Below are 22236 nucleotides of genomic sequence, written 5' to 3'. Positions count from 1 at the left end.
CGCGACCCGGAATGGGCCCGAAAGCCGCGCCGCGCGGGGCCCGCGGCGCCTCGGCCCCCGGTAAGCCCCTCGCCACGCGCGCACGGCTCTTGCTCTAGCATCGCCCACCATGTCTTCGTTCGATCTCACGCTCTTGTATCTGGTGGCCGCGGTGATCGGCGTGGTGGCATGCCGCTTCCTCAAGCTGCCGCCGATGCTCGGCTACCTGACGGCCGGCGTGCTGATCGGCCCGCATGCGCTGGCGCTGGCGCAGAACTCCGAAGGCATCCGGCACCTGGGCGAATTCGGCGTGGTGTTCCTGATGTTCGTGATCGGGCTCGAATTCAGCCTGCCCAAGCTGCGCGCGATGCGCAAGCACGTGTTCGGGCTCGGGCTGCTGCAGGTGCTGCTGACGATGGCGATCGCCACCGTGGGCGCGCTGCTGATCGCCTCCTTCCTGCCGCCCGACTGGCGCCTGGGCTGGCAGACCGCGCTGGCGCTCTCGGGCGCGCTCACCATGAGCAGCACCGCCATCGTGGTCAAGCTGATGGCCGAGCGGCTCGAGCTCGAGAGCGAGCACGGCAAGCGCGTGATGGGCGTGCTGCTGTTCCAGGACTTGGCGGTGGTGCCGCTGCTGGTGCTGATCCCCGCGCTGGGCGCGCCGCCCGAGGCGCTGGCCAAGGCGCTGGGCTTCGCGCTGCTCAAGGCCTGCCTGCTGATCGGCGTGCTGCTCTATGGCGGGCCGCGCGTGATGCGCTGGTGGCTCACCTTGGTGGCGCGCCGGCGCAGCGAGGAGCTGTTCATCCTCAACGTGCTGCTGGTCACGCTGGGCCTGGCCTGGCTCACCGAGCTCGCGGGCCTGAGCCTGGCGCTGGGCGCCTTCATCGCGGGCATGCTGGTCTCGGAGACCGAATACAAGCACCAGGTCGAGACCGACATCCGCCCCTTCCACGATGTGCTGCTGGGCCTGTTCTTCATCACCGTGGGCATGTCGCTCGACTGGCACATCGTGGTCGAGCGCTGGGTGCTGGTGGCGGTGCTGCTGCTGGTGCCGCTGCTGTTCAAGCTCGGCCTGGTGACGCTGCTCGCGCGCAGCCTGGGCGCGACCTCGGGCGTGTCGCTGCGCACCGGCCTGTACCTGGCGCAGGCCGGCGAGTTCGGTTTCGTGCTGCTGACGCTGGCGCAGGAACGCAGCCTGCTGCCGCCCTGGCTGGCCAACCCGGTGCTGGCCTCGATGGTGCTGTCGATGCTGGCCACGCCCTTCATCGTGATGTACAGCAACGCGATCGTGCGCAAGCTGGTGGCCAGCGACTGGCTGCAGCAGTCGCTGCAGATGACGAGCATCGCGCGCAAGACGATCAACACGGCGCGCCACGTGATCATCTGCGGCTACGGCCGCTGCGGCCAGAACCTGGCGCGCATCCTCGAGCGCGAAGGCATCCCCTACATGGCGCTCGACCTCGATCCCGACCGCGTGCGCCAGGCCGCCGCGGCCGGCGACTCGGTGGTGTTCGGCGACGCGGCGCGGCTGCAGGCGCTGATGGCCGCGGGCCTGGCGCGCGCCAGCGCGGTGGTCGTGACCTACCTCGACGTGCCCGGCGCGATGAAGGTGCTGGCCAACACGCGCGCCCATGCGCCGCAGGTGCCGGTGATCGTGCGCACCCAGGACGACCACGACCTCGAGAAGCTGCAGGCCGCCGGCGCGACCGAGGTGGTGCCCGAGGCCATCGAGGGCTCGCTGATGCTCGCCAGCCATGCGCTGGCGCTGGTCGGCGTGCCGATGCGGCGCGTGATCCGCGTGGTGCAGGACCAGCGCGACGCGCGCTACAACCTGCTGCGCGGCTACTTCCACGGCGCCGACGACGACAACGCCGACGAGCTCGACCACGAGCGCCTCAACACCTTCACGCTCACGGCCGGCGCGCGCGCCATCGGCCAGACGCTGGAGCGGCTGTCGCTGCAGGGCCTGGGCGTGCGGGTGGCGAGCCTGCGGCGCCAGGACGGCCAGCCGCGCGTGCCGGCCGAGGACACCGTGCTGTCGGACGGCGACACGCTGGTGCTGTCGGGCAAGCCGGCCGCGCTGGCGATGGCGATCGAGCGGCTGCAGAAGGGCTGAGCCTGCCCGGGCTCAGTTCACCAGCGTCGGGTTGCGCTTCTCTTCGTCGAGCTGCTGCTGGCGCCGCACCGCCTCGCACTGCGCGTGGCCGCGGAACTCGGCCTTGGCGCATTGCGCGGCCATGCACTGGGCCTTGGCGATGAAGTTGCGGTCGCCGCACTGCGATTGCGGATCGGCCGGCGCGGCCACCGGTGCCGGCGCGGGAGCCGCCGCGGGTGGCGGCGCTGCCACGGGTGCCTCGGTCGCAGCCGGCGCTGCTGCGGGAGTCGCCGCCTTGCGCGCGGCCTTCGGCGGAGCGGCCACGGTGGGCTTGGTTACGGGCGCGGGGGATTCCTCCACGGCCGGCGCGGCGGGTGCCACGGGGGCCGGAGGCGCTTCCGCCGCCGGAACAGGAACCGGCTCGACAGGCGCGGGCGGCGGTGCCGGCACCGGTTGCGGCGCGGGCGCCACGACAGCCGGCGTGGGTGCCGCAGGCGCGGCACCGCGGCTGCCGAAGCCATACCAGCCCGCCGCGATCATCGCCACGCCCAGCACCAGCAGGCCGATCCAGAGCCACATGCCGCTGCGGCCGACCGCCGGCTGGGCTGCCTGGGCCTGCGCGCGCTCGTGGCGGCGCGCACGCCGGGCCTCGGCGGATTCGTCGGACGAGGCTTCCGGCTTCGGCGCGCGCTTCGGCTTGCCGCTGCCGACCAGCACGGTCCGGTCGGCATCGCCGTCCCGCGGCTGGCCCTTGCCGCCGCCGGGCGTGACGGCGGCCGCATCGTAGAGCTCGCCGGGAATGGTCGGCGCACGCAGCTGCGCGGGCGCGGTCGCGGCCCATTCGCGCTCGAAGCGCGTGCTCGGATTGGGCGTGGGCGCGGGCGGAACCGGCGGCGCGGAAGCCGGCGTCAGCCGCTCGCCGCAGCGCATGCAGAAGTTCGCGCCCTCGCGGTTCTCCGCGCTGCAGACGGGACAGATCAAGGCCATGGCGAAGTGAGGCAATCGAGGAAAGGCATGCTGGCTGGCAGGGGCCGCATGGGGCTCGTCGTCTGGTGGCGGCGCCTCAGGTCACCGCGACCCGCTTGGAGCGGTGCGCCATGCGCTTGGCGATGACCGCGCCGAGCGCCATCGTGAGCTCGAGCGCGAGGTTCGGTTGACGGTTCGACATTTCCGAGAAGCGGGTGGTCGTGAGGCGCCAGACCCGTCCGGCACCCGTGACCACCACGTTGGCCGCGTGCGGCTGGCGCGAGAAGAACGAGCCTTCGCCGACCACCGAGCCCGCGGTGAGCACCGCCAGGCGCATCTGCTCCTTGCTGCTCACGCGGTGCACGCTGATCGCGCCGCTCTCGAGGAAGAAGACCGAACGGTCCTGCGCGCCCTGGGCGATCAGCACGTCGCCGACGGTGACGTCCTGCGGCTGCAGATACCCGGCCAGCGTGTCCCACTGCTGAACATTGAGGATCAGCGCAAAGGCATCGTTGCTGGTGTTGTCCGCGATCGCGCGGCTCAGGTTCTGGATGGACATGCTGCTCTCACTTGCCCCCGGGCAGTTCAGCCGGAGTATCCGCGAACGGCCCACATTTCGGCTACAAATGTTTACGCAATGACGGCGCCGGCCGCGCCGAGTGTCGCTATTTGCCGATACAGAAACGCGAAAAGATGACACCCAGCAGGTCGTCGGCGCCGAACTCGCCGGTGATCTCGTTGAGCGCGTTCTGCGCCAGCCGCAGTTCCTCGGCCAGCAGGTCGAGCGACTGGGCATGGGCCGCCAGGTGCTCGGCCGCCAGCGCCAGGTGCATCTCGACCTGGCCCAGCGCCTGCACATGGCGCGCGCGCGCCAGGTACACGCCCTCGGGCACGGCCTGCCAGCCGGCCATGGCCAAGAGCTGCTCGCGCAGCGCCTCGATGCCGGCGCCGGTCTTGGCCGACAGCGCGATGCCTTCGGCCGGCGCGGGTGTCGACCCCGCCGCGTCGAGCTTGTTCCAGACGTCGAGCACGGGCACGCCCGCGGGCAGCTTCTCGCGCAGGCCCCGCAGGATCTCGGCGTCGGCCGCGGCGTAGTCGGGCGCAGCGGCGCGCGTCAGGTCGTGCAGGAACAGCACCGCATCGGCGCTCTCGATCTGGCCCCAGGCACGCGCCACGCCGATCTGCTCCACCTCGTCGCTGCTCTCGCGCAGCCCCGCGGTGTCGGCCACGTGCAGCGGCACGCCGTGGATCTGGATGGTCTGCGACACCACGTCGCGCGTGGTGCCGGCCACGGCGCTCACGATCGCGAGTTCGGCACCGGCCAGCGCGTTGAGCAGCGAACTCTTGCCGGCATTGGGCTGGCCCGCGATCACCACCTTGATGCCCTCGCGCAGCAGGGCGCCCTGGCGCGCGCGCTGCTGCACGGCCGCGAGCTGGCCCTGCAGCCGCGCCAGCTGGCCCGCGGCATCGGCCTTCTGCAGGAAGTCGATCTCCTCCTCGGGGAAGTCGAGCGTGGCCTCGACCAGCATGCGCAGGTGGATCAGCGCATCGCGCAGGGTGTGAATCTCGCGCGAGAAGGCGCCCGACAGCGAGCGCCCGGCGCTGCGCGCCGCGGCCTCGGTGCTGGCGTCGATCAGGTCGGCGATCGCCTCGGCCTGGGCCAGGTCGATCTTGCCGTTGAGGAAGGCGCGCTGGCTGAACTCGCCGGGCTCGGCCACGCGCAGGCCCGGCAGCCGCGGGCGGCCGGTGACGGCATCGGGCTCGGCCGCGGCCTCGAGGCAACGCGCCAGCAGCAGCTGCAGCACGACCGCGCCGCCATGGGCCTGGAGCTCGAGCACGTCCTCGCCCGTGAACGAATGGGGCGCGGGGAAATGGATCGCCAGCCCGTGGTCGACCGCCTCGCCCGCCGCATCGCGAAAGGGCAGGTAGGTGGCCTCGCGCGGCTTGAGCGGCCGCGCGCACAGCGCCTCGATCAGCGGCGCGAGCCGCGCGCCCGACACCCGCACGATGCCGACCGCGCCGCGGCCGGAAGCGGTGGCGATGGCGACGATGGGATCGGAGGCGCGGGCGAGCATGGGCGGATTCTTTCAGCAAAAACGACAAAGGGCCGCTCGCGCGGCCCCTCGGGAAAAACGGTGACGCTGCGCCGGCCTACTTGCCGAGCACGCCGAGCCGCTTGTTGATCACCCACTGCTGGGCGATCGACAGGATGTTGTTCGTGATCCAGTACAGCACCAGGCCGGCCGGGAAGAAGATGAACATCACGCTGAAGGCCAGCGGCATGATCCACATCAGCTTGGCCTGCATCGGATCGGGCGGCGTCGGGTTCAGCCAGGTCTGCAGCAGCGAGGTGGCCGTCATCACGATCGGCAGGATGTACCAGGGGTCGGGTGCCGACAGGTCGGTGATCCAGCCGATCCAGGGCGCGTGGCGCATCTCGACCGACGACAGCAGCACCCAATACAGCGCGATGAACACCGGGATCTGGATCACGATCGGGAAGCAGCCGCCCATCGGATTGACCTTCTCGGTCTTGTAGATCCGCATCATCTCCTGCTGCATTTCCTGCGGCTTGTCCTTCAGCCGCTCGCGCATTTCCATGATCTTCGGGTTGATGGCCTTCATCTTGGCCATGCTCGCGTAGGCCTTGGCGTTGAGCCAGTAGAAGGCGGCCTTCAGCAGCACCACCAGCGCCACGATCGACCAGCCCCAGTTGCCGATCAGGCCGTGCAGCTGGTTGAGCAGCCAGTACAGCGGCTTCGAGATGATCGCGAAGATGCCGTAGTCCTTGACCAGGTCGAGGCCGGGCGCGATGGCTTCGAGCTTCTTCTCTTCCTCGGGACCGGCGAACAGCGTGCTGTTGACCACCTGGGTCGCGCCCGGGGCGATCTTCGGCAGCGTGGCCACCATGGCGATGGTGTAGAGGTTATCGCCCAGGTCCTTCACGCGGAATTCGCGCTTCAGGCCTTCGCTGGCCGGGTCGCCGCGCAGCAGCCAGGCCGACACGAAGTAATGCTGGACCATCGCGATCCAGCCGTCGTTGGCGGCCGGCGGGGGCTCGACCTTGCCCTTGGTGATGTCCTTGAAGTCGAGCTTGTGGAACTTCTTCTCGTTCGTGTAGGCGGCCGGACCGGTGAAGGTGTTGGTGCCGAACATGGTGCTGGCGGCCACGGTGCCGTGGCGCAGCAGCTGCATGTAGAGCTGCGCGTCGCGCGGCTGGTCGCTCACGTTCACGACTTCATGGCGCACGCCGATGGCGTAGTCGCCGCGGTGGAACACATAGGTCTTGACGTACTTGAGGCCGCCGACGGGGGCGCTCTCGAAGCCGACCTCGAGGGTGTTCTGGCCGGCGGCCATTTCGCGCGGACCGGCCTTGGGCGCCATCGGCGTCAGGTGGTTCGGGAAGCGCTCGCCGGTGTCGACCTGGTTCAGCAGGCCGGTCTGCGCGAGGTAGCGCGTGGCCGGCGAGCCGTTTTCGAACAGCACCACGTGCTTGGTGCGGTCGTTCTCGTCGTACTTGAGCAGCTCGAGGTAGTTGACCGTGCCGCCTTCGCTGTCGATGGTCGCCTTGAACAGGTCGGTGGTGACCGTGACCTGTTCCTTCGGCGCGGCGGCCGCGGCCTGCGTGGGCACGGCGCCGGCGCTGGCGCCCGGTGCGGCACTGGCGCTCGGCACGCTGCTGCCGGCGGCGCCGGTGGTGGGCGCGGGCGCCGTGACGGCGGGCTTGGTCGAGGGCAGGAAGGTCGGCTTGTTGCCGTTGAAGACCTGCCATTGGTCCCACAGCAGCACCAGCGAGAACCCAAAAATCACCCACAGGATCGTGCGGCGGATATCGTTCATGACGAAGACTTCTTGTCGGAGGAGAGAAGAGACGAAAACAGCGAGCCTGACCGGTTCGTGCGACGCTGTGATTTCGGTGGGACCGGATCGTGCCCGCCCTGGCACCAGGGCTGGCAGCGCGCGATGCGGTGCAGCGTGAGGTAGCTGCCCTTGAGTGCGCCGTGCACCTCGAGCGCCTCGATCGAATAGACCGAGCAGGTCGGCTCGAAACGGCACGACTGCCCGAGCCAGGGGCTCAGCAGCAGGCGATAGCCTTTGACGAGGCCGATCAGCAGGCGTTTCATGGAGAAGACCGTGCGGGTGGCGCGGCAGGCGCGCGCGCCGGTGCCGGGCGCGCGGCGCGCTCCAGCAACAGTTCGAGTTCGGCCCGCACGGCTCGCTTGAGCCGCTCGGACGAGGCGCTCACGAATTCCTTGCGGTCGAAGGCGGCTTTCAGGCGAACCACGTGCGCCGCGCGCGGCAATCCCGCGTGGGGCAGGGCGCTCACGCTGTAGATCTGGCGCTTGATCGCATTGCGCGTGACCGCGCGGCGCGCCCAGCGCTTGGGCACCATGGCACCCAGCCAGACGTCGTCGGACGCAAAAAGCTGCGCGCTCGATTCGGAATCGAGCGCGCAGCGATGCAATGCGAAATGGGCAGTGCGGGCCACGGTGGCACCTGCGAGAACGGCCTGGAATTGCGCGCGGGTCTTGAGCCGCTGCATGGGAGCCGGACTGGACACGCCGCTGGCGCGAGCCGTCGAAGCTGGCCCCGGCGTTCCTGCTGCTGGCAACTGCCGTGGGTCGGGCGTCAGACGGCCAGGCGCTTGCGGCCCTTGGCGCGGCGTGCGTTGATGACGGCACGGCCGCCACGGGTCTTCATGCGGACCAGGAAGCCGTGGGTACGGGCGCGGCGGACTTTGGATGCTTGGTAGGTGCGTTTCATGATGAGATTTCCTGATTCCCCTGTTTCTTCGGCATTTCCGCGCGGTCATCGGGCCATGGGGAATCCATGGGCTCGACGGGCGAGGAATGCGCGAAAGGCGCTGGGTGCGGTTGGTTCCGGCTTCGTTGTTGGCTGGGCCGGTGATTTCGGTCGGACCCCGAAAGACGCAAAGAGGTTTTCAGGGAAACCCGCAATTATCGCAAACATTCGGCCGCACAACAATCTTCGAGCGACTTTGCGGGCCTTTCGCCGGCCGCCCGGGGTATGTGGATAAGGTTTTGACAAGTTAGAATGCGCGGCGCCTTCCAGCAGAGAATATCCACAATACAAACAGCAAAAAATGGCAGAGGGAACCATCCAAAATCCGAGCACCCATGTCGACTGACGGCGTCGGCGAAAGCCTCTGGCAGGCCTGCGTCGATCAGCTCGCGCAGGAGCTGTCCGAGCAACAGTTCAACACCTGGATCAAGCCCCTCACCGCCGAGGTCGCCGACGACCTCTCGCGCATGACGGTGTTCGTCGCCAACCGCTTCAAGCTCGACTGGATCCGGGCCCAGTACGCCGGCAAGATCGCCGGCATGGCCGAGAAGATCTACGGCCAGCCCGTGGTCGTCGAGTTAGCGCTTGCTCCTCGGGAAATCCCCGTGCGTGCTGCACCGGTCGCGGTCATGACCGAAACCGATGTGCCGCGCGACGTGGCCGGCCCGGGCGAGGAACCGCCGGCCGCGGGCTTCAAGAACCGCCTCAATTCGGGCCTCACCTTCGACACCCTGGTCGAAGGCACGGCCAACCGCATGGCGCGCGCCGCGGCGATGCACGTGGCCGGCATGCCGGGCCATCTGTACAACCCGCTTTTCATCTACGGCGGCGTGGGCCTGGGCAAGACCCACCTGATGCACGCGGTGGGCAACCGGCTGCTGGCCGACCGGGTCGATTCCAAAGTTCTCTACATCCACGCCGAGCAGTTCGTCTCGGATGTGGTCAAGGCCTATCAGCGCAAGACCTTCGACGAGTTCAAGGAGCGCTACCACTCGCTCGATCTGCTGCTGATCGACGACGTGCAGTTCTTCGCCAACAAGGACCGCACGCAGGAAGAATTCTTCAACGCCTTCGAAGCCCTGCTGGCCAAGAAGTCGCACATCGTGATGACCAGCGACACCTATCCCAAGGGTCTCGCGGACATCCACGAGCGGCTGGTCTCGCGTTTCGATTCGGGCCTCACGGTGGCGATCGAGCCGCCCGAGCTCGAGATGCGCGTGGCGATCCTGATCAACAAGGCCCGCGTCGAGGGCGCCGAGATGCCCGAGGAAGTCGCCTTCTTCGTGGCCAAGAACGTGCGCTCCAACGTGCGCGAGCTCGAGGGCGCGCTGCGCAAGATCCTGGCCTATTCGCGCTTCAACCAGAAGGAGATCTCGATCGCCCTGGCGCGCGAGGCGCTGCGCGACCTGCTGTCGATCCAGAACCGGCAGATCTCGGTGGAAAACATCCAGAAGACGGTGGCCGACTACTACAAGATCAAGGTCGCCGACATGTACAGCAAGAAGCGCCCGGCCTCGATCGCGCGGCCGCGGCAGATCGCGATGTACCTGGCCAAGGAGCTGACGCAGAAGAGCCTGCCCGAGATCGGCGAGCTGTTCGGCGGACGCGACCACACGACCGTGCTGCACGCGGTGCGCAAGATTTCGGGCGAGCGCCAGCAGCTCACCGAGCTCAACCAGCAGCTTCACGTGCTCGAGCAGACGCTCAAGGGTTGAAACTGAAAACCAAAGTCAACCAGGCCGGACGCCGCGACAGCGGAGAATGGCGGTCTGTGCGGGGCGGTGGGGCCCTGATCGACCAAGCTGATTCAAAGAGATAAGAGAAGAGGTAGAAGACATGATCGTCCTGAAGGCAACACAAGACAAAGTCCTCGCCGCGCTGCAGTCGGTGGCGGGCATCGTGGAACGGCGCCATACCCTGCCGATCCTCGCCAACGTGCTGATCCGCAAGACCGGTGGCCAGATCCAGCTGACCACCAGCGACCTCGAGATCCAGATCCGCACCACCGCCGAGCTCGGCGGCGACGAAGGCAACTTCACCACCACCATCGGCGCGCGCAAGCTGATCGACATCCTGCGCACCATGCCGTCCGACCAGACCGTGAGCCTCGAGTCGAGCGCGAGCAAGCTGGTGCTCAAGGGCGGCAAGAGCCGCTTCACGCTGCAGTCGCTGCCCGCGGAAGACTTCCCGCTGGTGCAGGAAGCCGCCAACTTCGGCCCGGTGTTCAGCGTGCCGCAGAAGACGCTGAAGGACCTGCTCTCGCAGGTCTCGTTCGCGATGGCCGTGCACGACATCCGCTACTACCTCAACGGCATCCTGTTCGTCGCCGAGGGCAAGCAGCTGAGCCTGGTCGCCACCGACGGCCACCGCCTCGCGTTCTCCTCCGCCACGCTCGACGTGGAAGTGCCGCGCCAGGAAGTGATCCTGCCGCGCAAGACCGTGCTCGAGATGCAGCGCCTGCTGTCCGACGCCGAAGGCGCGATCGAGATGCAGTTCGCCAACAACCAGGCCAAGTTCAGCTTCGGCGGCATGGAGTTCGTCACCAAGCTGGTCGAGGGCAAGTTCCCCGACTACAACCGCGTGATCCCGAAGAACCACAAGAACTCGGTCACGCTGGGCCGCGCGCCGCTCCTGGCCAGCCTGCAGCGCACCGCGATCCTGACCAGCGAGAAGTTCAAGGGCGTGCGCCTGAACATCGAGCCGGGCACCTTGCGCATCGCCTCGAACAACGCCGAACAGGAAGAAGCGCAGGACGAGCTCGACATCGACTACGGCGGCGACGCCATCGAGATCGGCTTCAACGTCACCTACCTGATCGACGCGCTGGCCAACATGGGCCAGGACATGGTGAAGCTGGACCTGGCCGATTCCAACAGCTCCGCGCTGTTGACCATCCCCGACAACGCGTCCTTCAAGTACGTCGTGATGCCGATGCGGATCTAGTCACCCCGCATCGTCGCAGCGCCCTGGCGCACACAGCCCGCGGTTCGCCCCCGCGGGTTTGCGCTTTCAAGAGGCCTGAAAAACCGGGTGCCCGCGAGTCCGTGGACCCCGTGAATCCGTGAGAGATAGAGGAATATCCGAATGAGCGCAGAAGAGAACAAGCCGGAAGTGCCGCACACCGAACCGGTCTACACACCCGAGATCGACAACGCGGTGCCGATCGAGGTCACGCCCGACACCTCCTATGGCGAAGGCTCGATCACGATCCTCGAAGGCCTCGAGGCCGTTCGCAAGCGCCCCGGCATGTACATCGGCGACACCTCCGACGGCACCGGCCTGCACCACCTGGTGTTCGAGGTCGTCGACAACTCCATCGACGAAGCGCTCGCCGGCCACTGCGACGACATCGTCGTCACCATCCATTCCGACAACTCGATCTCGGTGACCGACAACGGCCGCGGCATCCCGACCGGCGTGAAGATGGACGACAAGCACGAGCCCAAGCGCTCGGCCGCCGAGATCGCGCTGACCGAGTTGCACGCGGGCGGCAAGTTCAACCAGAACAGCTACAAGGTCTCGGGCGGCCTGCACGGCGTGGGCGTGAGTTGCGTGAACGCGCTGAGCGTGATGCTGCGCCTGGTGGTGCGGCGCGAAGGCAAGATCCACGAGCTCGAGTTCAGCCGCGGCTTCGTGCAGAACCGCCTGCTCGAAACCGTGAACGGCTTCGAGGTCTCGCCGATGAAGATCATCGGCGACACCGACAAGCGCGGCACCGAGGTCCACTTCCTGCCCGATACGGAAATCTTCAAGGAGAACAACGATTTCCACTACGAGATCCTCTCCAAGCGCCTGCGCGAGCTGAGCTTCCTGAACAACGGCGTGCGCATCCGCCTGAAGGACGAGCGCAGCGGCAAGGAAGACGACTTCTCGGGCGCCGGCGGCGTGCGCGGCTTCGTGGAGTTCATCAACAAGGGCAAGACCGTCCTGCACCCGAACTCGTTCTACGCCGAGGGCGAGAAGCCGGCCGACACCTACGGCGGCATCCCCGGCACGCACATCGGCGTAGAAGTCGCGATGCAGTGGAACAGCGGCTACAACGAGCAGGTGCTCTGCTTCACCAACAACATCCCGCAGCGCGACGGCGGCACCCACCTCACGGGCCTGCGCGCCGCGATGACCCGCGTCATCAACAAGTACATCGAAGAGAACGAGTTCGCCAAGAAGGCCAAGGTCGAGGTCACCGGCGACGACATGCGCGAAGGCCTGTGCTGCGTGCTGAGCGTGAAGGTGCCCGAGCCCAAGTTCTCGAGCCAGACCAAGGACAAGCTGGTGTCCAGCGAAGTGCGCGCGCCGGTGGAGGACATCGTCGGCCGCCTGCTGACCGACTACCTGCAGGAACGCCCGAACGACGCCAAGATCATCTGCGGCAAGATCGTCGAGGCCGCCCGGGCCCGCGAAGCCGCGCGCAAGGCGCGCGAGATGACGCGCCGCAAGGGCGTGCTCGACGGCATGGGCCTGCCGGGCAAGCTGGCCGACTGCCAGGAGAAGGACCCGGCGCTGTGCGAGGTCTACCTGGTGGAGGGCGACTCCGCCGGCGGTTCCGCCAAGCAGGGCCGCGACCGGAAGTTCCAGGCCATCCTGCCGCTGCGCGGCAAGATCCTGAACGTCGAGAAGGCGCGCTACGAGAAGCTGCTGACCAGCAACGAAATCCTCACGATGATCACCGCCCTGGGCACCGGCATCGGCCGTGCCGGCGCGACCACCGCGGGCGGCGGCGCCGACGACTTCAACGTCGCCAAGCTGCGCTACCACCGCATCATCATCATGACCGACGCCGACGTGGACGGCGCGCACATCCGCACGCTGCTGCTGACCTTCTTCTACCGCCAGATGCCCGAGCTGGTCGAGCGCGGCCACATCTACATTGCGCAGCCGCCGCTGTACAAGGTCAAGGTTGGCAAGGAAGAGCAGTACCTGAAGGACGGCAATGCGCTCGACGCCTTCCTGCTCAAGGTCGCGCTGAAGGACGCCAGCATCGAGACCGGCGGCGCCACCTCCCACACGCTCAGCGGCGACACGCTGGCCGAGCTGGCGCGCAAGCACCAGGTGGCCGAGGCCGTGATCCACCGGCTGCGCAACTTCATGGACGCCGAGGCCCTGCGCGCCATCGCCGACGGCGTGGCGCTCGACCTCGACACCACGCCCGCGGCCGAGGCCTCGGCCGTGGCGCTGCAGGCCAAGCTGCGCGAGCTCAACACCACCGGCGTGCCGGCCGAGGTCAGCAACGAGTTCGACGCCCGCACCGACAAGCCGCTGTTGCGCATCAGCCGCCGCCACCACGGCAACATCAAGAGCAGCGTGATCACGCAGGACTTCGTGCACGGCGCCGACTACGCCGCGCTGTCCGGCGCCGCCGATACCTTCCGCAACCTGCTGAGCCCCGAGGGCGCCGTGGTGCGCCGCGGCGAGGGCGAGCGCGCCAAGGAAGAGAAGGTGTTCGATTTCCGCCAGGCCATGCTGTGGCTCATCGGCGAGGCCGAGCGCGCCACCGCGCGCCAGCGCTACAAGGGCCTGGGCGAGATGAATCCCGAGCAGCTGTGGGAAACCACCATGGACCCGACCGTGCGGCGCCTGCTGCGCGTGCAGATCGACGACGCGATCGAGGCCGACCGCGTGTTCACGATGCTGATGGGCGACGAGGTGGAGCCGCGCCGCGAGTTCATCGAGCAGAACGCGCTGCGGGCGGCGAACATCGACGTCTGAGTCGATTTCCGCCCTCGCCGTCACGCCGCCGTGGTTCGCACCCGGCGGCGTTTTTCATGGGGCGCCCGATCGTCGCGCCCGGCGCCTTCGCACCATTCCCATGCCGCCTCGCGGCGGAGTGCGCGCACGCAACGCGGGCCCCTCGCGGCGGGACCCAAGGGTTTGTCTGAGGGTAGATCGCCACACAGGCTGTAAACGCTTGTCACAAGCCCGTCACCAGCTATTAAAACAATAGCGTTCAAAGCCTCGGCGAGGATCGTTCCTCGTAAACGCTATATCTAGCCCGAGTCTTGCTAAGCAAAATCCTCGACGAATTCCGCGTCACCCTGATCGAGGACATCGAAGCAATGAAATCCATGCGTTTCCGCCGGTCCCTGGCCGTCCTTGCAACGTGCGGCACGGCCGCCATCCTCGGCGCGACCCTTCCGGCCCACGCTGCCCCGAATCCGCCCATCCAGACCGCCCAGGGCGTCGAATACATGTGCGGCGGCACCAACAAGGACGAAGCTGCCTTCATGCAGATGGTCGCGCCGCGCTGGGCCGCCACGATCGAGCTGGGCATCAATGGCAGCCCCGCGCAGCGCGCGAGCTTCCCGGCCCGCGCCAAGGTCGAGGTGCGCGAGCGCTACACCGGCCGTCCGATCATGGAAGCGCTGTCGCAGGGCCCGTACATGCTCGCGCGGCTCGACCCGGGCGCCTACGACGTCAACGTCACGCTCGGCGGCCTCACGCTGACGCAGCCGCTGGTGGTGTTCGCGGGCATCCCGTCGAAGGCGACCTTCATGTGGCCGTCGAACTTCGACATGGCCTCGGTGCTGCCGCCGCAGCCCGAAACGCAGGCGATGGCGCAGACCAGCGCCGCGCGCTGAGGCGCCAAGCCGCTTCCACGGCCGGCGGCCACCCGCCGCGCCGTTTCGTTAAGTCCTGTCTAAGCCGTGCGCCGCACAGTGGCGCCGTGGTTTTCCGCCACGAGAGCATGGAAAGAAAGGACTGATCATGACCCCCCGGATTTCACCGCGCGCGCGGCCGCTGGCCGCCGCCCTGCTGTGCGGCGCCCTCGCGTTCGGCGCGCTCGCCACCTCCGCGCAAGCCGCGTTCAACCCGCCGATCCGCATGTCGCACGGCATCGAATACATGAGCGGCGGCATCGGCAGCGACGAGGCGAAGCTGATGGAAACGGTCCTGCCGCGCTGGCCGGCGAGCTTCGAATTCGCGATCAAGGACCACCAGGGCGCGGACTTCGCGGCCGACGTGCACGTCACGGTGCGCGATGGCCGCGGCGTGGCGCTGCTCGACAACGTGGTGGCGGGCGGACCGTTCATGGTGGCGCGCCTCGAGCCCGGCAGCTACCAGGTCGAGGCCACGCTGCGCGGCCAGACGCTCAAGCAGCCGCTGCAGGTGGTGTTCGGCACGCCCACCAAGGCCACCTTCCTCTGGCCGGCGGGCACCGACATGGCCGCCGCCGGCACGCGCGCGGTGCAGTAAGCGCACGAAGGCACGGCGGCACGGACGCCGGGTGCAGGCGCTCACGTCGCCGTCCGCACCCCGGCACCCGTCATCCCGGCATGCTGCGCTACTGAAAAAATAGCGTGGCAGCGACTTGAATGCACGGCATGCGCCTTGCAGATGACGTGTCCCGGGCAGTGCCCGAACCCATTGCCCCGATGCCGATCCGTCCCCTGAGCGTGTTGACCGCGCTCCTGCATGCCTACATCGCCCTGCGTCTGCTGCCCGCGGCCGCGGGGCTCACGCCGGCCTGGCCGATCGGCCTGCTGGCGCTGGTGGTGTCGGCGCTGACCATTCCGCTGCCCTTCCTGTCGCGGCACGCGCCGCGCAAGAAGCCGCTGCACGCCGCACTGCAATGGACCGGCCTGCTGAGCATGGGCTGGTTCTCGTCGCTGTTCGTGCTGACGCTGGTGCGCGACGCCGGCCTGCTGCTGACCTGGGTCGCGCAGCGCGTGGCCGGCCTCGCGGTGCCGTGGGACACGCTGCGGCCCTGGAGCGCGCTGGCGGTGTTCGCGCTGGCCACGCTCGTCTCGCTGATCGGCTTCGTCAATGCGCGCCGCACCGCGGACGTGAAGCACGTCGACGTGCCGATCCGCGGCCTGCCGGCCGCGCTCAAGGGCTTCACGATCGTGCAGCTCAGCGACATCCACGTCGGCCCGACCATCCGCAACAGCTACATCCAGCGCATCGTCGACGCGGTGAACCGGCTCGGCGCCGACGCGATCGCGATCACCGGCGACCTGGTCGACGGCACCGTGCCCGAGCTGCGCGAGCACATCGCGCCGCTGGCCGGGCTGCGCGCGCGCCATGGCACCTTCGTGGTGACCGGCAACCACGAGTACTACGCGGGCGCCCATGCCTGGATCGACGAACTGCGCCGCCTCGGCCTGCAGGTGCTGCTCAACGAGCACGTGGTGCTGCAGACGCGCAACGTGCGCGGCGCGCAGAACGACGAGGAAACCTTCGAGAGCCAGCTGGTGCTGGCCGGCGTGACCGACTACACGGCCGGCCACTTCGATGCCTCGCACGAGAGCGATCCGCAGCGCGCGCTCGACGACGCACCGCCGCTGGTGCACACGCGCGTGTTGCTCGCGCACCAGCCGCGCAGCGCACCGAAGGCGGCCGCGGCCGGCTTCCAGTTGCAGCTTTCGGGCCACACGCACGGCGGCCAGTTCTTCCCGTGGAATCTGTTCGTGCCAATGCAGCAGCCCTTCACCGCGGGCCTGCACCGGCTGCAGGACATGTGGATCTACGTGAGCCGCGGCACCGGCTACTGGGGCCCGCCCAAGCGCTTCGGCGCCCCGTCCGAGATCACGCTGCTGACGCTGATGCCGGCGCGCGGCTGAGCGAGGCTCAGCCTGCGGCCTGCTGCGCGCCGAGCCGCCGCGCGTTGGCGGTGGCCACCGCGTGGATCGGCTTCAATCCCTCGCTCGCGATGCGCGCCGTGCTGTTCGGCCAGCGCTGGGCCGCGTTCGCGGCGCGCGAGGCCGCGCGGATCAGCGCATCGCCATGCTCGGCCGCCTGTGCCGGCGTGACGCTGCCGGCCAGCGAAAGAAAGGCCGCGGCGCCATGCAGGCATTGCTGGCAGATGCGGCTCGCGAGGCCGATCTGGCTGCTGTGCCATTGCCGCGCCATCGCGAACCCCGAGGCATGCGCGGCCTCGAGCTTCTCGTCGCCCATGCGCCGGAATTCGACCAGGTCGTCGGCACTCGGCGCGAGCCCCGCCTGCGCGATGCGCTCGGTGCGCAGGCGGATCACGGTGCCTGACGACAGCAGCATCTCCTGCGTCTTGAGCGCGAGCTCGGTCCATTCGCGCAGCGGCCACAGCGGCCATGACGAAACGCTGAAGGAGGGAAGGGAAGAAGTGGACGACATCGTGGGGAGCGGCGTAATGCCTGCGAGGGAGATCGGCCCACTATAGGCCTGCCGCGTGGCGAATGCTGCAGTGCAACAAGAACCTGAGCGCATTCCGTGGCGTTTTGCAGCTTTGGTGATGAAGTCCTACTTCTCGACGTGGAAATCGCGTAGCGGCACGACACGAAACTGAACGCAAAGTGAATATGACCTTCAGTTTTCATCATTCGCTTTGGCGATCCGGATCATGAGATTCAACGCTTCCACCCCGCTCCGTGCCGCCGTGCTGGCCGGACTGCTGGGCTTGCTGGGCAGCAGCGCCCACGCCTTCGAGGACAGCCAGCGCGGCTTCTACGTGGAAGGCGGACGCGCGCCCCACGGCGACATGGGCAGCACCAATGCCTTCACCGTCGGGATGACGCTGCCGTGGTCACCGCGACAGCCGGTGCAGGAAGGCGCGCTCACCACCTACTGGGACGTCTTCCTCAGCGACTGGCACGCGCCCGCGCTCGACGACGGCCGGCGCGACTACGTGCAGATCGGCGCCATCTACACCTGGCGCTGGCGCTTCGCGCACGGCGGCTCGTCCTGGTACGTCGAAGGCGGCGTGGGCGGTAGCGTGATGGACCATGTCTACCGGACGCCCGACCGCAGCTTCAGCACCGCGTTCCAGTTCACCGAGGTGCTCGGTGTGGGCCGCAGCTTCGGCGAGCATGGGGAACACGACCTGTCGCTGCGCGTGCAGCACTTCTCCAACGGCGGCATCAAGAAGCCCAACCCCGGCGAGAACTTCGTGCGGGTGCGCTACACCTATCACTTCTGATGCGCGATGCGGGCCCGGCGCCCGCGCCGCGCGCGCAGTTCGGTCGCGAAGTAGGCCAGCGTGGCGACCACCAGCGGCAGCAGGTAGTAGAGGCCGCGGTAGGCAAGCAGCGCGGCCAGCAACTGCGCCTCGGCCACCTGGTGCGCGAGCAGCGCGACGAACACCGCCTCGAGCACGCCGAGCCCCGCCGGCACGTGCGTGATCACGCCGGCCACCGCGGCCACCAGCAGCACGGCCAGCACCTGCGGATAGGCGACCTGGCCCTGCAGCAGCAGCCAGATCACACCGCCGATCAGCGACCAGTTGGTGCACGACAGCAGGAACTGCAGCAGCGCCATGCGCAGGGTCGGCGTGCGCAGTTCGTGCCCGCGCACATGCCAGCGCTTCCCATGCGCGAAGGCGCACAGCAGCAGATAGACCGCGGCCAGCACCAGCAGCGCCGCGCCCAGCAGCCGCAACTCCTCGCCATCGACCTTCCACGCCGGCGGCAGGCCCAGCGGCCAGAAGAAGAACGCGGCCCCGGCCACCACCAGGTAGCCGATCCAGTTGGTGAGCATGCTGAAGCCCAGCACGCGCGTGATGGTGTCGTTGCGCAACCCCAGCCGCGAATAGAGCCGGTAGCGGAAGGCCACGCCGCCGACCAGCGAGCCGAGGTTGAGGTTGAAGGCATAGCTGATGAAGGTCACGCCCATCACCGTGCCGGCGCGCAGCGGATGGCCCGTGAGGTGGCGCCCCAGCAGGTCGTAGGTGCTGTAGAGCGCGAAGCTGCAGGCCGCGAGCAGGCCCGCGCCGAGCAGCGTGAGGGGCGGCAGCGCGGCGATCGCGTCGCCGACCTCGTGCCAGTCGATGGAACGCGCCTGGCTCACGAGCAGCCAGGCCACGAGCCCGAAGAAGCCCCACACCAGCGTTCGCTTGGCCCAGGGCCAGGCACGGCGCCAGCCGCTGGCGGGCAACGCATGCAGGCGGCCGCCAGCCGCCGTCGTCATGCGGCCTCCGTCGACGCGGGCGCGCCCTCGACGCCGTCGCCGTGGTTCTTGCGTCGCCGGTCGCCGAGGTCGGTGACCTCCACGGGCTTCAGCCGCGGCACGTGGCGCGGCAGCCAGCCCAGCAGCGAGGGATACCAGCGCATCAAGTGGAAGATGAAGAAGCTGCGCACCAGCCGCCAGCCGCTCCATTCGCTCGCGAGGTCGGCGGTGTCGATCTGCTTGCAGCTGTGTTGCATCAGGTGGTCGAGGCGCTCGTGCAGCAGCGTGTTGAAGGCCGCGTCGCGCACCACCACGTTGGCCTCGAGGTTGAGCGACAGGCTCAGCGGATCGAGGTTGCTCGAGCCCACGGTGCTCCAGCGGTCGTCCATCAGCGCGACCTTGCCGTGCAGCGGCCGCTCGCAGTATTCGTAGATGCGCACGCCCGCATGCAGCAGGTGGTGGTAGAGCATGCTCGCGGCCGTCTTCACGATCGGCATGTCGGGCTCGCCCTGCAGGATCAGCCGCACGTCGACGCCGCGCCGCGCCGCGCGCCGCAGTTCCTTGATGAGCCGGTAGCCCGGGAAGAAGTAGGCGTTGGCGATCACGATGCGCTCGCGCGCGCTGCGGATCGCGGCGCGGTAATGGCGCTCGATGTCGTTGGTGTGGTGGCGGTTGTCGCGCGTGACGAACATCACCTCGGCCTCGCCGGCCACCGTGTCGCCCACGGGCGGCGCCTGCCTGAGCCGGCGCCGGAACCAGCCCGGCCCCTTGCCGCCGACCGCGATCGCGCGCAACGCGAAGTGGTGGATCTGCGCCACGATCGGCCCGGCGAGTTCGACCGCGTAGTCCTGCTTGGCCTTCGGGCCGAAGTCCATCAGGTGGTCGGCCGAGTAGTTGATGCCGCCGACGAAGGCGCGCTCGCCGTCGATCACCACGATCTTGCGGTGCATGCGGCGGAACACGTTGAGCCGCTGGCCCAGGAAGCGATGGCCCGGATCGAACACGCGCACCTTCACCCCGGCGCTGCTCAATTCCTCGAGGAACTCGCGCGAGAGGTCGGGCGAACCGAAGCCGTCGATCATCAGGTCGACCTTCACGCCGCGCCGAGCGGCTTCGCACATGGCGGCGTGCAGGTCGAGGCCCACCTTGTCCTCGAACAGGATGAAGGTCTCGATGACCACTTCGCGTCGTGCCGCGCGAATCGCCTCGAACACGCGCGGGAAGAACTGCTCGCCGTTCTCGAGCAGTTCGATGCGGTTGCCCGCGACCCAGTGGTTGCCGTTGCTCATGGATGGATGCGCTTTCAGAGATCGATCTCGGCCACCAGCGGCGCGTGGTCGGACAGGTGCGACCAGGGCCGGCGCGGCAGCACCACCGGCGCGTGCACGCCGGCATTGCGCACGTAGATGCGGTCCAGCGGCAGCACCGGGAAACGCGAAGGGAAGGTCTTGGCCGCGTGGCCGTGCGCATGCACGAACACCTCGCGCAGCGACGCGCCCTCGGCCAGGGTCGCATGCGCGCGGCCGCGCCAGTCGTTGAAGTCGCCGGCCACGATCAGCGGCGCGTCGGCCGGCACCTCGTCGCGCACGATGTGGCACAGCAGCTCGAGCTGCTGCTGCCGATGCGCCTCGGCCAGGCCGAGGTGGGCGCAGATCGCATGCACGTCGACCGTGCGGCCCGGCAGGCGCAGCACGCAGTGCAAGAGCCCGCGCTTCTCGGGCCCGGCCACCGACACGTCGTGGTTGCGGTGATGCACGATCGGAAACTTCGACAGCAGCGCATTGCCGTGGTGGCCCTTGGGATAGACCGCGTTGCGCCCGTAGGCGAACTGCGGCCACATCGTATCGGCCAGGAATTCGTAATGCGGCGCCTCGGGCCAGTTGCTCACGCGGCGCGAATGGCGCGAATGGGTGCCCAGCACCTCCTGCAGGAACACCACGTCGGCGCCCACGGTGCGCACCGCATCGCGCAGCTCGGGCAGGATGAACTTGCGGTTGAGCGCGGTGAAGCCCTTGTGGGTGTTCACCGTCATGACCTTCAGCGACACGGGCGCGGCCGCGAGTCCGGCCGCGGTGACGGGGCCGGGCGGATTCGCGCCCACGGCGCGGGCGGTTTCCGCGTTTGCGACGGATTCGTTCGTGAAGATCGGTGTGGAGGACATCGGATTTCGGGTTGTACGTGCTCGATCCGTGCCCGCCTGTAGGAACGCGCCACCTTCTCGTGGCGCCTCCAGCCCTCCGACGCGAGAGGCTCGCGGCGCCTTCGCGCGCGGCCGGCCGGCTCCTACAGGCAGCCCTGACGCACCCCCACAAGGCCCGAACGGAGCGGCTCCTACGGTGAATTCAGGACGTCGGGAAAGGCGTCCGCGATTTCTCCACACCATCTATCGAGACGCAAAGGAAACCGATCATGAAACACGCACAGCAACGACTTCTTCGAGCGACCCTGCTGGCCGGCCTGATGGGCGCGGGCGGCTTCGCGATGGCGCAGACCTCCTCGATGCCCGCGGCACCCGATCCGGCGCTGGGCGGCCAGGCCAGCACGCAATCGCCGACCGGCGTGGCCAATCCCACGCAGCAGCCCGACGGCAATGCGCCGGTGTCGCTCGAGACCGTGCGCGCCGAGGCCCGTGCGCACAACCGCAACAACACCAACAACCTGGTGCCCAAGGGCGAGGCCAGCACCGTGATGAACGGCCAGCCGAACATGGTGACGGCACCGACCGGCGAGCAGTCGCGCTGGCAGGTGAGCCAGCAGGCGCGCAAGGTGAAGCCGCATTTCGGCCAGCCGGGCGAGCGTCCGGAGGTGCCGACCAACCCGACCGAGAAGACCGGCACGCCGAAGTAATCGGATCGGTCGGATCGACCAGAACAAAGGCCCGCAACGCGCGAAGCGTTGCGGACCTTCGTCATGGGCCACCCTCGGCGACAGCGCCGAGGGCCGGGGCTCAACCCTTGGCCGGTTGGGCGTCGGGGCCGCCATGGTGGCCGCCGCGATGGAAGCGGTGGCCGCCGAAGTGCAGGGTCTCGGCGTCGAAGGTCTTCTGCTGCTCGGGCGTCAGCGCGGCATAGAAGGACTTCGTGGCGTCGGCGCGCTTGGCGAACATCGCGCTGCGTTCGGCCTGGCGGGCCTGCATGCGTTCGATGCGCTGCGGCGTGGTCAGCTTGGCGAAGTCGGCGCGGGTCATGCGCTGGCCATCGGGACGCGGGCCGGAGAACTGCGTCGCGCCGGTGTAGCTGGACCAGGCGCTTTCCTGCGAGGCATTGAGCTTGAGCTTGTCCTTGAGGGCTGCGAGACGCTTGGCGCGATGTTCCTGCATGCGTTCGAAACGCTTAGCCGGATCCATGCGCTTGTGGTCCGCGTGGGCCTTGCGCTGCGGGGCCGCGCCATCCGCCTGCGCCACGGCAGCGGCGGGTGCCGCGGTCGTGGGCGCCGGCGTCTGGGCGAAAGCGCCCGACGATGCGAGGGCGGCCGAGCCCAGCAGGCCGGCCCAGAGGATGCGTTGGCGGAGAGAGATCATGAGAGTGCTTCCTTTCGAA

21 protein-coding genes are annotated in these 22236 nt (G+C 68.5%); 9 read left to right on the top strand and 12 right to left on the bottom strand.

Annotation, left to right across the window (positions count from 1 at the left end; all coding sequences use genetic code 11):
- The first annotated feature begins 109 nt into the window (after positions 1–109).
- Positions 110–2095: a monovalent cation:proton antiporter family protein gene (locus tag AC07RM_RS10720; protein ID WP_093343585.1), complete on the top strand. Its 1986-nt coding sequence runs from the start codon at positions 110–112 to the stop codon at positions 2093–2095.
- A gap of 12 nt (positions 2096–2107) precedes the next feature.
- Here AC07RM_RS10720 and AC07RM_RS10715 read toward each other — a convergent pair whose 3' ends face one another.
- From AC07RM_RS10715 to rpmH, 7 genes are all read right to left on the bottom strand, one after another.
- Entirely contained in the window at positions 2108–3061 is a 954-nt protein-coding gene (locus AC07RM_RS10715; protein WP_495334433.1) for a zinc-ribbon domain-containing protein, read from the bottom strand.
- Positions 3062–3137: 76 nt separating this feature from the next.
- Positions 3138–3599, bottom strand: coding sequence for a Crp/Fnr family transcriptional regulator (locus tag AC07RM_RS10710; protein ID WP_093343587.1), 462 nt, complete (start codon positions 3597–3599; stop codon positions 3138–3140).
- A 106-nt stretch (positions 3600–3705) separates the two neighbouring features.
- Positions 3706–5115, bottom strand: coding sequence for a tRNA uridine-5-carboxymethylaminomethyl(34) synthesis GTPase MnmE (gene mnmE, locus AC07RM_RS10705; RefSeq protein ID WP_495334432.1), 1410 nt, complete (start codon positions 5113–5115; stop codon positions 3706–3708).
- Positions 5116–5191: 76 nt separating this feature from the next.
- Positions 5192–6880 (bottom strand): membrane protein insertase YidC, encoded by a 1689-nt coding sequence (gene yidC, locus AC07RM_RS10700; RefSeq protein ID WP_296775589.1) that lies wholly within the window; start codon positions 6878–6880, stop codon positions 5192–5194.
- Positions 6877–7164, bottom strand: a complete 288-nt coding sequence (yidD, locus tag AC07RM_RS10695) for a membrane protein insertion efficiency factor YidD (RefSeq protein ID WP_093343592.1) — start codon at positions 7162–7164, stop codon at positions 6877–6879. Before yidD ends, yidC begins: the two co-directional genes overlap by 4 nt.
- Entirely contained in the window at positions 7161–7583 is a 423-nt protein-coding gene (locus AC07RM_RS10690; protein ID WP_093343593.1) for a ribonuclease P protein component, read from the bottom strand. The genes yidD and AC07RM_RS10690 overlap by 4 nt, the downstream gene beginning before the upstream one ends.
- Positions 7584–7669: 86 nt before the next feature.
- Entirely contained in the window at positions 7670–7804 is a 135-nt protein-coding gene (rpmH, locus tag AC07RM_RS10685; RefSeq protein WP_007834827.1) for a 50S ribosomal protein L34, read from the bottom strand.
- A 374-nt stretch (positions 7805–8178) separates the two neighbouring features.
- On the opposite strand from rpmH, the gene dnaA reads away from it, so the two are divergent.
- The 6 genes from dnaA to AC07RM_RS10655 all read left to right on the top strand — a co-directional run bounded on the left by dnaA (position 8179) and on the right by AC07RM_RS10655 (position 16401).
- Positions 8179–9558 carry a chromosomal replication initiator protein DnaA gene (gene dnaA / locus AC07RM_RS10680; RefSeq protein WP_093343595.1) on the top strand — a complete coding sequence of 460 codons (1380 nt, stop codon included), beginning with the start codon at positions 8179–8181 and terminating at the stop codon, positions 9556–9558.
- Between the two features lie 121 nt (positions 9559–9679).
- Positions 9680–10786, top strand: coding sequence for a DNA polymerase III subunit beta (gene dnaN / locus AC07RM_RS10675; RefSeq protein WP_093343596.1), 1107 nt, complete (start codon positions 9680–9682; stop codon positions 10784–10786).
- 141 nt (positions 10787–10927) lie between these two features.
- The gene (gene gyrB, locus AC07RM_RS10670) at positions 10928–13549 is read left to right on the top strand and encodes a DNA topoisomerase (ATP-hydrolyzing) subunit B (protein ID WP_093343598.1); all 2622 of its coding nucleotides are present in this window, start codon (positions 10928–10930) and stop codon (positions 13547–13549) included.
- 347 nt (positions 13550–13896) lie between these two features.
- Positions 13897–14418, top strand: a complete 522-nt coding sequence (locus AC07RM_RS10665) for a hypothetical protein (protein ID WP_208511718.1) — start codon at positions 13897–13899, stop codon at positions 14416–14418.
- Between the two features lie 127 nt (positions 14419–14545).
- Positions 14546–15034, top strand: a complete 489-nt coding sequence (locus tag AC07RM_RS10660) for a hypothetical protein (RefSeq protein WP_093343599.1) — start codon at positions 14546–14548, stop codon at positions 15032–15034.
- A gap of 119 nt (positions 15035–15153) precedes the next feature.
- Positions 15154–16401, top strand: coding sequence for a metallophosphoesterase (locus AC07RM_RS10655; RefSeq protein ID WP_495334431.1), 1248 nt, complete (start codon positions 15154–15156; stop codon positions 16399–16401).
- Between the two features lie 7 nt (positions 16402–16408).
- Here the strand turns inward: AC07RM_RS10655 and AC07RM_RS10650 are convergent, their stop codons facing one another.
- On the bottom strand, positions 16409–16930 hold the full coding sequence (locus AC07RM_RS10650) for a polyhydroxyalkanoate granule-associated phasin (RefSeq protein ID WP_495334430.1): 522 nt from the start codon (positions 16928–16930) through the stop codon (positions 16409–16411).
- Between the two features lie 226 nt (positions 16931–17156).
- Between AC07RM_RS10650 and AC07RM_RS10645 the strand changes: the two genes are divergently transcribed.
- Positions 17157–17732, top strand: coding sequence for an acyloxyacyl hydrolase (locus AC07RM_RS10645; protein ID WP_495334429.1), 576 nt, complete (start codon positions 17157–17159; stop codon positions 17730–17732).
- On the opposite strand, the gene AC07RM_RS10640 is transcribed toward AC07RM_RS10645, so the two are convergent.
- From AC07RM_RS10640 to AC07RM_RS10630, 3 genes are read right to left on the bottom strand one after another with little or no spacing between them, the layout of a single operon-like run.
- On the bottom strand, positions 17723–18718 hold the full coding sequence (locus tag AC07RM_RS10640) for a lysylphosphatidylglycerol synthase domain-containing protein (protein ID WP_495334428.1): 996 nt from the start codon (positions 18716–18718) through the stop codon (positions 17723–17725). The two genes, AC07RM_RS10645 and AC07RM_RS10640, sit on opposite strands and share 10 nt — an antisense overlap.
- The gene (gene clsB / locus AC07RM_RS10635) at positions 18715–19986 is read right to left on the bottom strand and encodes a cardiolipin synthase ClsB (RefSeq protein ID WP_093343605.1); all 1272 of its coding nucleotides are present in this window, start codon (positions 19984–19986) and stop codon (positions 18715–18717) included. Before clsB ends, AC07RM_RS10640 begins: the two co-directional genes overlap by 4 nt.
- Before the next feature lie 14 nt (positions 19987–20000).
- Positions 20001–20729 carry an endonuclease/exonuclease/phosphatase family protein gene (locus tag AC07RM_RS10630; RefSeq protein ID WP_172705372.1) on the bottom strand — a complete coding sequence of 243 codons (729 nt, stop codon included), beginning with the start codon at positions 20727–20729 and terminating at the stop codon, positions 20001–20003.
- A 377-nt stretch (positions 20730–21106) separates the two neighbouring features.
- Here AC07RM_RS10630 and AC07RM_RS10625 point away from each other — a divergent pair, with 377 nt between their 5' ends.
- A complete protein-coding gene (locus AC07RM_RS10625) occupies positions 21107–21544 on the top strand; it encodes a serine/threonine protein kinase (protein WP_093343607.1) in 438 nt (145 codons plus the stop codon).
- A 100-nt stretch (positions 21545–21644) separates the two neighbouring features.
- Here the strand turns inward: AC07RM_RS10625 and AC07RM_RS10620 are convergent, their stop codons facing one another.
- On the bottom strand, positions 21645–22217 hold the full coding sequence (locus AC07RM_RS10620; RefSeq protein WP_093343608.1) for a Spy/CpxP family protein refolding chaperone: 573 nt from the start codon (positions 22215–22217) through the stop codon (positions 21645–21647).
- Between the last annotated feature and the right edge of the window lie 19 nt (positions 22218–22236).

The organism is Variovorax sp. GW821-FHT09B05 (assembly GCF_059418265.1).
The sequence above is the reverse complement of the archived record's forward strand: the minus strand, read 5'-3'. Positions and strand labels throughout refer to the sequence as shown.

Bases quoted from the DNA above. Each gene is read 5' to 3' on its own strand.
- yidC (WP_296775589.1), bottom strand. From the start codon at position 6,880: ATGAACGATATCCGCCGCACGATCCTGTGGGTGATTTTTGGGTTCTCG.
- gyrB (WP_093343598.1), top strand. From the start codon at position 10,928: ATGAGCGCAGAAGAGAACAAGCCGGAAGTGCCGCACACCGAACCGGTC.
- rpmH (WP_007834827.1), bottom strand. From the start codon at position 7,804: ATGAAACGCACCTACCAAGCATCCAAAGTCCGCCGCGCCCGTACCCAC.
- AC07RM_RS10710 (WP_093343587.1), bottom strand. From the start codon at position 3,599: ATGTCCATCCAGAACCTGAGCCGCGCGATCGCGGACAACACCAGCAAC.
- AC07RM_RS10660 (WP_093343599.1), top strand. From the start codon at position 14,546: ATGACCCCCCGGATTTCACCGCGCGCGCGGCCGCTGGCCGCCGCCCTG.
- AC07RM_RS10690 (WP_093343593.1), bottom strand. From the start codon at position 7,583: ATGCAGCGGCTCAAGACCCGCGCGCAATTCCAGGCCGTTCTCGCAGGT.
- AC07RM_RS10630 (WP_172705372.1), bottom strand. From the start codon at position 20,729: ATGACGGTGAACACCCACAAGGGCTTCACCGCGCTCAACCGCAAGTTC.
- yidD (WP_093343592.1), bottom strand. From the start codon at position 7,164: ATGAAACGCCTGCTGATCGGCCTCGTCAAAGGCTATCGCCTGCTGCTG.
- AC07RM_RS10655 (WP_495334431.1), top strand. From the start codon at position 15,154: ATGCACGGCATGCGCCTTGCAGATGACGTGTCCCGGGCAGTGCCCGAA.
- dnaN (WP_093343596.1), top strand. From the start codon at position 9,680: ATGATCGTCCTGAAGGCAACACAAGACAAAGTCCTCGCCGCGCTGCAG.
- AC07RM_RS10640 (WP_495334428.1), bottom strand. From the start codon at position 18,718: ATGACGACGGCGGCTGGCGGCCGCCTGCATGCGTTGCCCGCCAGCGGC.
- AC07RM_RS10645 (WP_495334429.1), top strand. From the start codon at position 17,157: ATGAGATTCAACGCTTCCACCCCGCTCCGTGCCGCCGTGCTGGCCGGA.
- AC07RM_RS10650 (WP_495334430.1), bottom strand. From the start codon at position 16,930: ATGTCGTCCACTTCTTCCCTTCCCTCCTTCAGCGTTTCGTCATGGCCG.
- AC07RM_RS10625 (WP_093343607.1), top strand. From the start codon at position 21,107: ATGAAACACGCACAGCAACGACTTCTTCGAGCGACCCTGCTGGCCGGC.
- dnaA (WP_093343595.1), top strand. From the start codon at position 8,179: ATGTCGACTGACGGCGTCGGCGAAAGCCTCTGGCAGGCCTGCGTCGAT.
- AC07RM_RS10720 (WP_093343585.1), top strand. From the start codon at position 110: ATGTCTTCGTTCGATCTCACGCTCTTGTATCTGGTGGCCGCGGTGATC.
- AC07RM_RS10620 (WP_093343608.1), bottom strand. From the start codon at position 22,217: ATGATCTCTCTCCGCCAACGCATCCTCTGGGCCGGCCTGCTGGGCTCG.
- clsB (WP_093343605.1), bottom strand. From the start codon at position 19,986: ATGAGCAACGGCAACCACTGGGTCGCGGGCAACCGCATCGAACTGCTC.
- AC07RM_RS10715 (WP_495334433.1), bottom strand. From the start codon at position 3,061: ATGGCCTTGATCTGTCCCGTCTGCAGCGCGGAGAACCGCGAGGGCGCG.
- AC07RM_RS10665 (WP_208511718.1), top strand. From the start codon at position 13,897: ATGAAATCCATGCGTTTCCGCCGGTCCCTGGCCGTCCTTGCAACGTGC.
- mnmE (WP_495334432.1), bottom strand. From the start codon at position 5,115: ATGCTCGCCCGCGCCTCCGATCCCATCGTCGCCATCGCCACCGCTTCC.